Origin of the sequence: Bacillus sp. SIMBA_074, assembly GCF_046534555.1 — a bacterium.
Lineage (GTDB): Bacteria > Bacillota > Bacilli > Bacillales > Bacillaceae_G > Bacillus_A > Bacillus_A mycoides.
Map to the genome: position 1 here is coordinate 65,357 of NZ_JAWRYM010000024.1, position 10,987 is coordinate 76,343.

A 10,987-nucleotide genomic window follows, 5' to 3' on the forward strand; every position below is an offset into this window, starting at 1 on the left:
TCACATTTTTTTATATTGTTTAGAAATCTTCTTCCACTTATCACGCTCAGCTCTTGCGAGAATAGCATCTTGTTTTCTCATAAAATACGCCAATTCTCTTTGCAACTTTTTATAGCTTTGCAAACGATTTATCGTCATTAGCCCGTTATCAATTGCTTTATGCACTGCGCATCCTGGTTCATTCTCATGTTTACAATCTCGAAAGCGGCAAGTATTTGCAAGATCTTCAATATCAGAAAATGTAGTTTGAATTGCCGCGCTTCCTTCCCAAAGCTGAAGTTCCCTCATACCAGGAGTATCAATTACTAAACCGCCACTCGGTAATTGGAACAATTCACGGTGAGTTGTCGTATGTCTTCCTTTACTATCTTCTTCACGTATATCTCCGGTTTTTGCTACATCTGTTCCTATTAATGCATTTAACAAAGTAGATTTTCCTGCACCTGAAGATCCAACTAAAGCAACTGTTTTTCCTGGTGAGACAAATTGTTTCAATGATTCTATTCCGACGTACACTAAGCTATCAACAACAAATATAGGAACACCGATTGCTACCGCTTCAGTTTCTGCAATTTTCTGTTCCACATCTTCACATAAACTACTCTTCGTTAAAACAATAACAGGCATTGCACCGCTCTCATAAGCCACCAGCAAATAACGTTCCATCCTTCTTACGTTGAAATCATGGTTAAGTGCATTCACTAAAAATAGATAATCTACATTTGTTGCGATAATTTGTTCTTCAGTTCTGTTACCAGCTTCTTGTCTTGAAAAAGAACTTCTTCTCGGAAAAATACGGTGAATAATTGCCTTTTTCTCATTTTCTATTTTCTTTATATACACCCAATCCCCAACTGCCGGATAATCTCCCTTCGTTAACGCTTCATGACGAAACTTCCCAGACAGTTCCGCTACATATTCACCATCATTACAAATAATCCGATATATATGCTTATGCTCAAGTAAAATACGCCCTACTTCATAGTTCTCTACAGCTTGTTCTTCAAAAAAAGAATCCCATCCGAAAGATTCTAAAATATTTTGATCCAAATTGATATCCTCCCTAGTTTGAACTTATTTGAACTTAGTGGAAGGATTGTGCGCTCACTTATAGAGTATCGCCCTTTCCGTCCACCTTTGTATTTGGTTTATTATTCATATAAATTAATTTCGCCATAATACATCACCCCGTTCTAATTTTAATTACTCTCATTATATGGAATATCCCATTAAAAAGCTACCTTATTTAACGTAATTTTCAAATAACTTATTTTTTAGCATTTTAATTTGTCCGCGATGACTAATTTAATCTTCTAGCACATGAAACCAAAGGTAGTGCTGATTATACGCTACGCCATTAGGCCACTTTCTTTCTGACATTAGCCATTCGTCATCCTGTTCAATCAAACACTTTAGTGTTTCTTCTCTCAATTTTTGCAAAAGTTGTACATAATACGGTATGTCATAGCCACGAATAGATTTCCCTTCTTCCCCTAAATACAGTGCATCTTCCCATATTTCTAATTCTTCTTTTGTAAAGTCACGCTTTTGAAATGAAATAAGCTGATGTGCTTTTTCAATAGCCGCTATATGCTTTAGTAACGCTCCGATGGAATTCCCTCCACTCGGCATAATTAAATCTAATTGCTCAACTGATAGATCGTTTATTTCCTGTAATGTTACTGCCCGCGTATGCTCCATCATACTTACAAGTTCCCCTGTATTTTTTGTATAACCATCTACACTTCTTATACGATAATCTATATACATTTCACGCACCCCTTTCTGAATTCATATTAATGAAAAAAGGCTTCATATAATAGACTAAAATATATCAGATTTTTCTGTTATAATTAAATTGAACAAGCAACTAGCCAGAACAAACTTTCTCAATATGCTGATATGAAATTTAAAAAGGAATATATATTTAGTAAACGAATCTTATTCACTAAAAGGAGTGGATTCGATGGAAATGTATCAATGGCTAACTGCTGTTCTAGTTGGTGGCGTTACTGGCTTCGTTTCCCATCTGATCAATAACCAAGGTAAGTTATTGCTTCCACGCCGTTTAAAAACGTTTTTCCACTTTGGGTTTTTAACCGATATATTTACAGGTAGCCTAGCTGCACTTCTTGGACTTGTTTTATTCGATGTCACCTTAATTAAAGAAATAATAAAAGTATCTATTGTAACCGCTATTTCAGGCCAAACCTTTTTACTTCATCAAGCTCTAGGTGGTGAACAGGCTAAAAATACGCAAATTGGGAAAGCTGACGAGAAAATTCAAGAAATTGACAAATTATTACGACGTTAATCTATACTTTCTTTAAAAATTATTGTTATAATGAAAAATAAATATTTTCTATCGCGTCGTTTGTCAGAAGAAAGGGTGTTTCGTATGACAAAAAAGAAAATAGAAGATTTCTTAACAAACACCGAAAAAGAGGAACTGCTAGAAAACTATAAATGTTTACGAGAAGCCCGCACAAAAAGCGAAGCTAACTATTTTGGTGAAGCAGTAGACCATCTATTAAATAAAGCTAAAAAACGAATTATTGATGATGCAGGAATACATGATGAAAATGCGGCAACTGTTCAATCAAAGAGAAAAGCACTGTTTTAGCTAAAACAGTGCTTTTTATTACGGCATTTTTCACATTACTTTCACATCTATTTCACAAATATAAGTATTCCTATATGTTAAACTAAGTATATCCTTTTCCAAGGAACTATATGCCGATATATAAATCCCTATCTCTTTAGGGATTTTTTGTTTTTTGGATTTCCCCGATTTATTTTTAAAGGCTTTATGATGCAATTCCTTTTTCACTATCTTCACTAAGCTTTTCACTTTTTCTAAACAAAAATAAAGCTCCTATATATAGTAACGCAGTAAAACTACCTACAAGTATAAAATTGTGAGATGCTGCAAATAACATTCCTGCTATTGCCGCTCCAATCATTTGGCCAATATACATAGAAGCATTAGCAAGAGCGGCTCCTGTTCCTCTTGCTATACTAGACATATTTTGTAAGCGCCCCATCATCAATACAAACAAAATTCCTGTCACAAAAAATAAAACAAAGAATAATAACTCCACAAATATAATGTTCTTTACATGAGGAAGTAATACATATAGCACAGCTGTAAATACAATTCCACCATAGAAAGAAAGGTTATAACCAATTTTATTTACGATTCTTGGGCCAAAAATATTCCCTGTTAAATTTCCTAACCCTAATACGAGCATAGCTGTTCCTATTTCATGGACTTGTAAGCCAAATTGAATGGAAAGCCATACACCAAAAAATGAAAATGCAGCAAAATTACCAGTTTGAAAAACAAAATATGCAAAATAAGAAAGTGAAACCTTTGAATCTGTAAGTAATTGTTTATAGCGCTTTAAGATGTTTGTTTTACTTCCACCTATATGAACCGGTTGTATTTCTGGTAATACTACATAAATAAGAACGACAAGTAGTGCTGATAATATACCAATGACGAAGAATGGTGTTGTATAATGTATCGTTGCTAAATATGCTCCAATTGGCAGGCCTAAGATTTGGGAGATTGATAACCCTGCTGTTGCAATTCCAATTGCTTTTACAATTTGCTTCTTCTCTATAAGGAGCGGAATAGATGCCCATACTTGTGGAGATACAAAAGCTGCACTTACACCTGCTAAAAATCTAAATGTTAGCATCCATAAAAAACTCGGTGCCATTCCACACAAAAATGTACTTAATGCAAAAAAACTCATTCCTAATACCATCACTTTTTTTCTGTTTAAGCCATCTGATATAGGACCAGCGATAAGCGCAAATCCAGCGTATCCTAAAGCATATGAACTCACCATCCATCCTGATAATTCAGTTGATACATGATACACCTGTTGTAATGTCGGCAAAAGTGGTGAAATTAAGAAAGTATCTGTACCAATCATAAACATTATCGTAAAGAATACAGCTAGCACTCTTTTCATTTAAACCTTCTCCTTTTATATAAAAAGAGGGCCCTATCCCTCTTTTTAACTAATCTTCTAAAATAGATTCAATCTCTTTCATAACTTTTTCATTCAATGAAACATCCACTGCTCTTACACTTTCTCTTATTTGCTCTACCCGCTTCCCGCCAGGAATAACAGTATCAATTCCTTTTTTGTTTAATAACCACGCTAAAGCTAAATGCGATACTTCGAGATTCTTTTCTTTAGATAAGCCTTTTAACTTCTCAACTTTCTTAAAGTTACTCTTATATGTATTTTCTTCAAATAGATTTACACTTTGACGCCAATCCCCTTCATCCAATTTGAAATCTTCTGTATATTTCCCACCTAGTATCCCAAAGGCAAGAGGCCCATACGGAATAAATGAAATACCTGATTCTATACAATATGGCAAAAGTTCTTCCCCAGCAGCACGATCCAACATATTATACGGTGATTGTACAACATCTATATGTCCGTGCTGATTCGCTTCTTTTAGTTGCCCTACATTTACGTTAGATATTCCAATTGAACGAATTTTCCCTTCTTCTTTTAGGCGAGTAAGCTCTCCAATTGAATCTATGTAACTTGTTTCAGGATTTGTAAAATGTAAATAATATAAATCAATATAATCAGTTTGTAATCTTCTTAAGCTATTTTCCACAGCATTTCTTAAATAGCTTCGTTCATTATTAATATGAACCTCTCCATTTAATAACGGCTGAATTCCACCTTTTGTAGCAAGTACAAACTCGTGGCGTTTTCCTTTTAATACTTCTCCTACCAATTCCTCTGATCTACCGAAACCGTATGAATCTGCTGTATCAAAAAATGTAATCCCTTGCTGAATTGCTTCTTCTATTAATCTTTTTCCTTCTTCCTCATTCACATCAGCATATAAATTATGTCCCCCAACAGCGTTTGTTCCTAACCCCAACTTCGAAATATTTAGTCCTGCCTTTTGCAATTTTGTATACTTCATTTTTTATCCCCCTATATTTCTATTGTTCGATTATATTCGAACAATAGAAATATACCACTTTATATGTTATAGTGCAAATATATTAACTTATACAAGCAGGTGAAAAAATGCGTACTCTCTATCATCCAAATCGAGAAGAAATTCAATTCTCTTCTGTCTTATATGCACTTAGCGATCAAATTCGTTTACAAATTGTAACTATGCTACTAGAGAAAAATGAACAATCTTGTGGTGCGTTAAACATTCCAATTGCGAAATCAACTTTATCTCATCATTTCAAAGTTTTACGTGAATCTGGTGTTATGTTTACACGACTTGAGGGAACGCAACGTTTCATTTCAATTCGTGAAGAAGATTTAAATACTAGATTCCCTGGTTTATTAGATGTTGTAGTACATGCAACAGAACCGTACTAAAAAACATCTCATATGAATATGAGATGTTTTTTAGTTTTTGCTATTCTTTTAATAAATCTATTAATCCATTCCCTTCAGATGTACGTTCATACCCTAAAGGTACAGTCCTTTTTATAAGTTGCGCATATATTTCCGGCTCTGATAATTTTCTACCATACTCTCTCTCACACTGCTTTATGAGAAGCGCTAGCGCCCCAGCGACATGCGGCGTCGCCATTGAAGTACCACTTAATACCGCATATTTCCCCTCTGGATACGTAGACAGTATTTCATCACCCGGCGCTACTAAATCAATTTCTTGATTTGAATTACTAAAGCATGAAATTTTCTGCTCTAAATTAACAGCACCTACTTCAATTACTTCAGAATAAGCACCTGGAAAATCTAATTCTTCAGTATCATCGTTACAATCTCCATCATTTCCTGCAGCGCACACGACAAGTACGTCTTGTTTTACCGCGTTTTGAATAGCTTCATGTAACTCTGGTACATCTTGCGGACCACCAAGTGACATTGAAATAATTCTCACTTTCTCTTTATTCGGTCCTCTCCAATTTACAGCATAATGAATGGCCTCAATAATTTGCTCATAACTTCCAGAACCATCTCCAGCTAATACTTTTAAAACTAACATTTTAGAAAGTGGTGCGACTCCTAGTACACCCACTCCATTTTCAGTCGCTGCAATTGTCCCCGCTACATGAGTACCATGCCCATTATTATCAAGATAAATATTGGGATTTCCTTCATAATCTTTTGTGAAATTTCTCCCACCAATAATACGATCTTTTAAATCTACATGATTTACATCACAGCCTGTATCTAAAACAGCAACGACAATGTCTTTTCCTTTCGCGCTCTTTTCCCATACTTGCGGAGCATGAATCAATTGTACACCTGGTGGAATTTCATTTACTTGTTCAACCACTTTATTTACAGTAAACGGAATTAATTTAATGCCTTTTTGTTTATTCGCTGTACTACTATTCATCGTAATCCCTCCTGAAAATATATTATTTTCATTTCAGACCACTATTGAATGCGTTTAGATTTAACATTCGTTTTATTCGTTCCATTTCCCTTCCTCTCAAATGTTTCTCAATAAACAAAAGAAAAGGACCATTAATGGTCCTTTTCTTTTTCAGTTTTTCAATAGAATAATATAAAGTGAAACTATAATCAGTGGGTGGTGTTCATCCCCCACTGATTATTAGCCCTCACCAATCGGGCTTTTACGGGCAGTTGATCTCCCACCTAACTTCTTTGCTTCAGCCGAGTTTTGAGGTGGGAGTTTTACTGCCCACAAATAGCGGGATAAATTAAGACTAAATCTTACTCTTGTTCAAAAACTGCTCAATTTCTTTTATTACATGTTTTGCGCCTTCTATACTAACAGTAATGTTTCCATTTGCTAATGAAATATTTTGATCTGAAACATCACCTGTTATTTGACAAGCATTGTATGGTTGATATTTTTGTAAAATGACTTTGTCTTCTTCTACAAAAATTTCAAGTGGTGATTTGATTTGTATTCCTAATACATCCCGTAATTCTTTAGGAATAACTATCCGTCCCAATTCATCTACTTTTCGAATAATTCCTGTTGCTTTCATGTTACTCCCCCCTTACTCTCTATTATTTTTTTCACCTCGCTATTTTCATTTTATCACTATATATTTGGTAATGCCTTACTCTTTTTAGAAAATATAGTACAAAAGTTAAAAAAACACATTTAACGAATATTCAATCTTTCTTTCAATTGTTTTAAATAACGCGATCGTATAATTAAGAAGTATACAACTTGAATACCTACGAAAATACTTAATACAATTGTATTTTCTTTAAACAGTGAGTATTCAAACATTTGTCCTAACGCAGTTAATGCTACTGCCCCGTGTAATGTTGCAACTCCAACTGGAACGAAGAATAAAAGCGCTAAGCGGATTGTGACTACTTTCGATAATTCCCCTCTCGTCAATCCAACTTTTCGAATCATTTCAAATAAACGAGTATCGTCCTCCAAATCTGAAAATAAACGGAAGTAAAGGAAGCTTCCTGCACAAACGAAAAATACAATACCAATAAAGAAACCTACAAATAAAATGGGTCCTGCGATTTGTAGACTTTGATTTTGATCGTACTCTTCTGCACTAAACGTTGAATGTTCTTGATAAGGCTTAATCTGATTCGTAAGCTCTTTACCAACCTCAATTTCATCTTTCGCGGATTGTGTTTTATACATATAATCTTTTTCTTCTTTAAATCCATCTTGTAATGAATCATATTGATTTTTAGAGATTACATACACATTACCTCTTAGTATTTTACTTAATGAAGAAGTATTAACTTTTTTCACATTTAAAGGTTCATTCATATTTGGTAAAGTAATTTCTTTTCTTTCTTTCATCGGTGGTCCGGGTATTTCGACTGACAAAAATAAAGCCTCTTTATTTGATACAGTATTAAATGGTTCTCCTGTTAACTTTGCATATTCTTTATAATCTGATTCTTTTATAAAAATGGCGCTTCTTAACGACTGCTCCTCCGTTTTCTTCGATGAAATATTTATTTTTGAAGCTGCTATATTATGTTTCTTTAATCCTTCGTCAATGATTTTCAGATGCTGTGGCTCATTGCTATTACCTTGCTTAGACTGATAGTGAAACGCAATTGGTCTGTCCATAATTTCTTTCGTCATCGAAGCAAACCCAACCAATGTACCTATTGCTGAAAATGCTACTGTTGAAATAATCGTTACAATAAAGAACATTCTTGCGTTATCTCTCATACGGTATGCTAAATCTGACAAAGTAATAATATTTGTCTGTGTCCAATAGAAGCGTTTACTTTTTTTACATAGTCTAATAATAAAGACGCTCAACTGCTTGTACAGCAAATACGTACCAATAATGACTACCGTTGTAACAGGAATCATCATTATAAATACCATTGCACCATGTGACATAAGAGCTCCTGCATAACCAGCACTAAGCAATACTACTGCTAATATAGAAGAAATTATAGATGCCTTCGGTTCTGGCTTCGCCTCTGCTGATCCTCTAAACAATTTCATAATTTTATTTTTACGAACCATTCCTGCACTAAACAATGAAATGATCATAAATAATACGAAAAACATAATACTCGTTACAACAATCGCTTTCATCGGTATGTAATAGGATAAAGAGATATCTAGTTTTAATATCATCGGAGCTACAAATATTAATATTCCTGAAAACAACATACCTGAAAGAATCCCAAAAATTATTGCCCCTATTCCAATCATTATATTTTCAAAGAAGATAAGACGCTTTAATTGATATTTCGTCATACCTAACATCATTAAAATTCCTAGTTCACGCTTTCTCGTTTTTAAAAACATTCCCATTGAATATAAAATAAAGAAGAATGTAAATAAGTAAATAATAGACTGCGCAAAAGACATACTTACGAATACGTACTGTCCTAATTCTCCAGCACTTAATGCCGGATGAAACGCAAAAAATGAATACACAAAAAAGGCCATAATTGCAAATGCACTACTCAAAAAATAAGCTGAGTATGTTCGTCTATTTCGCGTTACATTTCGAAATGCGAGTTCTCTAATGTTCATACTACTTCTCCGCCCTTCTACTAACTATACTTTTATATTAGTAAAGTTCGGAAATACCTTCCATCGATTCAAATGACAAAAACCTTACATTATTGAAAGGTTTTAAACAATTGCTTATATAAAACAGTTTCATTATAATGACTACATTCATATTCATACACGCATCCTATTGTATATTCGTTAGTTTTGCGAAATAATAAAGGATAGAAGTATGTACCAATATACATATAAACTTATTTACCGCTTTAATATGAATAGGAGGAAAACATAATGACATTACAAGAACAAATTATGAAAGCATTACATGTTCAGCCTGTAATTGATCCGAAAGTAGAAATTCGTAAACGAATTGATTTCTTAAAAGCTTATTTAAAAACTACAGGTGCAAAAGGATTTGTACTTGGAATTAGCGGCGGACAAGACTCTACACTGGCAGGACGTTTAGCACAGCTTGCAGTCGAAGAAGTTCGTAATGAAGGTGGTAACGCAACATTTATCTCCGTACGTCTTCCGTACAAAGTACAAAAAGATGAAGATGATGCACAATTAGCATTACAATTTATTCAAGCTGATCAGTCTGTTGCTTTTGATATCGCTTCAACAGTTGATGCCTTCTCAAATCAATACGAAAACTTATTAGGTGAATCATTAACAGATTTCAATAAAGGAAACGTAAAAGCACGCATTCGCATGGTTACACAATACGCAATCGGCGGACAACAAGGGCTACTCGTTATCGGAACTGATCATGCTGCTGAAGCTGTAACAGGATTCTTTACAAAATTCGGAGATGGTGGTGCAGACCTATTACCATTAACAGGATTAACGAAACGCCAAGGACGTGCTCTATTACAAGAATTAGGTGCGGACGAGCGACTTTACTTAAAAATGCCAACAGCTGATTTATTAGATGAAAAACCAGGTCAAGCTGATGAAACAGAGCTAGGCATTACTTACGATCAATTAGATGACTATTTAGAAGGTAAATCCGTTCCAGCTGACGTTGCTGAAAAGATCGAGAAGCGTTACAAAGTGAGTGAACATAAAAGACAAGTACCAGCGTCAATGTTTGATGATTGGTGGAAATAGAACATAAAAAAGAAGCTAATCTCATTTAGCTTCTTTTTTATACGTTAACGATATACCCCTACTCTTTTCTCTAATAAATCTTGCAAGCAATCTTCATGTTGTTTACAAAATAACGGTGGCATTTTATCTAACGGGAAAAACTTCAACTCCAACGTTTCATCACCGTCTACTTTTTTGTTCCCTCCAATGATTGAAAACTTAAAGAATATTACAATTGCCTGTGCCTGATCTCCATTCGGATATGCTTGAAAATATTTCGTATACACACCAATGAGCTCATCAATTTCCACATCATATCCTGTTTCTTCTTTTATTTCTCGAATCGCAGTTTCTGCCGCAGATTCCCCGATTTCCATTGCACCGCCTGGAAATCCCCAAGCATTAAAGTCTCCTCTTTTTTGCAGAAGCACTTCACCAAATTCATTAAATACACAACCTCCTGCAAAATTCAAAATAACATAATCATGCCCTATTTTTTCACGTAATTCCTTTATATAATTCGCCATCTGCTTCTCCTTTTTATCCATCTTCCATTATTCTTTTTTATCTTTTTCAAGCAATTCAATAATCCGATCTAACTTCTGATTCATATTAATCACATGTTGTTTTTTCATAGTGTTGTTTTGCAATAATCTTTTAATGAACAGAGTAAATGATACAAAAAACAAAACGATAAGTCCGATTACTAGACAAAAATATATCAATGCAAATATATTATTTTCGAACAAATTCATTCAGCTATCACATCCTCTATTTTCAATTATTTTATCACATAATTCTAAATAGTTACTAAGATTATAACCAAACGCAAAAAGAGCACCTTTTTGAAGTGACCCCTAAAAGTTAGACACGGTTATTTCATTAGGCAACTTGATCCAAATGAGTCCGGTATTGTACCGGG

At 34.2% G+C, this 10,987-nt stretch carries 12 protein-coding genes and 1 pseudogene; 4 read left to right on the forward strand and 9 right to left on the reverse strand.

Translation table 11 applies throughout. The features are described 5' to 3' along the window. The gene (gene rsgA / locus SB773_RS21800) at window positions 1–1,050 is read right to left on the reverse strand and encodes a ribosome small subunit-dependent GTPase A (RefSeq protein ID WP_410592032.1); all 1,050 of its coding nucleotides are present in this window, start codon (window positions 1,048–1,050) and stop codon (window positions 1–3) included. A gap of 192 nt (window positions 1,051–1,242) precedes the next feature. Further along, window positions 1,243–1,770: pseudogene (locus tag SB773_RS21805) on the reverse strand (DinB family protein). Between the two features lie 196 nt (window positions 1,771–1,966). On the opposite strand from SB773_RS21805, the gene SB773_RS21810 reads away from it, so the two are divergent. Further along, window positions 1,967–2,314 carry a DUF4257 domain-containing protein gene (locus SB773_RS21810; RefSeq protein WP_002202297.1) on the forward strand — a complete coding sequence of 116 codons (348 nt, stop codon included), beginning with the start codon at window positions 1,967–1,969 and terminating at the stop codon, window positions 2,312–2,314. An 84-nt stretch (window positions 2,315–2,398) separates the two neighbouring features. Beyond that, a complete protein-coding gene (locus SB773_RS21815; RefSeq protein WP_140152372.1) occupies window positions 2,399–2,623 on the forward strand; it encodes a hypothetical protein in 225 nt (74 codons plus the stop codon). Window positions 2,624–2,807: 184 nt separating this feature from the next. On the opposite strand, the gene SB773_RS21820 is transcribed toward SB773_RS21815, so the two are convergent. Both SB773_RS21820 and SB773_RS21825 read right to left on the reverse strand, forming a co-directional pair. Then, a complete protein-coding gene (locus SB773_RS21820; RefSeq protein WP_088032604.1) occupies window positions 2,808–3,983 on the reverse strand; it encodes an MFS transporter in 1,176 nt (391 codons plus the stop codon). A 49-nt stretch (window positions 3,984–4,032) separates the two neighbouring features. Continuing rightward, complete coding sequence (locus SB773_RS21825) at window positions 4,033–4,968, reverse strand: aldo/keto reductase (protein ID WP_410592036.1); 936 nt, start codon at window positions 4,966–4,968, stop codon at window positions 4,033–4,035. A 107-nt stretch (window positions 4,969–5,075) separates the two neighbouring features. Here SB773_RS21825 and SB773_RS21830 point away from each other — a divergent pair, with 107 nt between their 5' ends. Then, a complete protein-coding gene (locus SB773_RS21830; RefSeq protein WP_002012403.1) occupies window positions 5,076–5,384 on the forward strand; it encodes an ArsR/SmtB family transcription factor in 309 nt (102 codons plus the stop codon). Window positions 5,385–5,424: 40 nt separating this feature from the next. Here SB773_RS21830 and SB773_RS21835 read toward each other — a convergent pair whose 3' ends face one another. The 3 genes from SB773_RS21835 to SB773_RS21845 all read right to left on the reverse strand — a co-directional run bounded on the left by SB773_RS21835 (window position 5,425) and on the right by SB773_RS21845 (window position 8,997). Then, window positions 5,425–6,375 carry a serine protease gene (locus SB773_RS21835; protein ID WP_088032601.1) on the reverse strand — a complete coding sequence of 317 codons (951 nt, stop codon included), beginning with the start codon at window positions 6,373–6,375 and terminating at the stop codon, window positions 5,425–5,427. Window positions 6,376–6,709: 334 nt separating this feature from the next. Beyond that, window positions 6,710–6,997, reverse strand: a complete 288-nt coding sequence (locus SB773_RS21840) for an AbrB/MazE/SpoVT family DNA-binding domain-containing protein (RefSeq protein WP_002012401.1) — start codon at window positions 6,995–6,997, stop codon at window positions 6,710–6,712. A gap of 119 nt (window positions 6,998–7,116) precedes the next feature. Then, a complete protein-coding gene (locus SB773_RS21845) occupies window positions 7,117–8,997 on the reverse strand; it encodes an FtsX-like permease family protein (protein ID WP_002012400.1) in 1,881 nt (626 codons plus the stop codon). Between the two features lie 270 nt (window positions 8,998–9,267). On the opposite strand from SB773_RS21845, the gene nadE reads away from it, so the two are divergent. Beyond that, on the forward strand, window positions 9,268–10,086 hold the full coding sequence (nadE, locus tag SB773_RS21850; protein WP_060752123.1) for an ammonia-dependent NAD(+) synthetase: 819 nt from the start codon (window positions 9,268–9,270) through the stop codon (window positions 10,084–10,086). 44 nt (window positions 10,087–10,130) lie between these two features. On the opposite strand, the gene SB773_RS21855 is transcribed toward nadE, so the two are convergent. Beyond that, complete coding sequence (locus tag SB773_RS21855) at window positions 10,131–10,592, reverse strand: NUDIX hydrolase (RefSeq protein WP_060752124.1); 462 nt, start codon at window positions 10,590–10,592, stop codon at window positions 10,131–10,133. Window positions 10,593–10,619: 27 nt separating this feature from the next. Beyond that, entirely contained in the window at window positions 10,620–10,820 is a 201-nt protein-coding gene (locus SB773_RS21860; protein WP_002141377.1) for a DUF4083 domain-containing protein, read from the reverse strand. Window positions 10,821–10,987 lie beyond the last annotated feature (167 nt).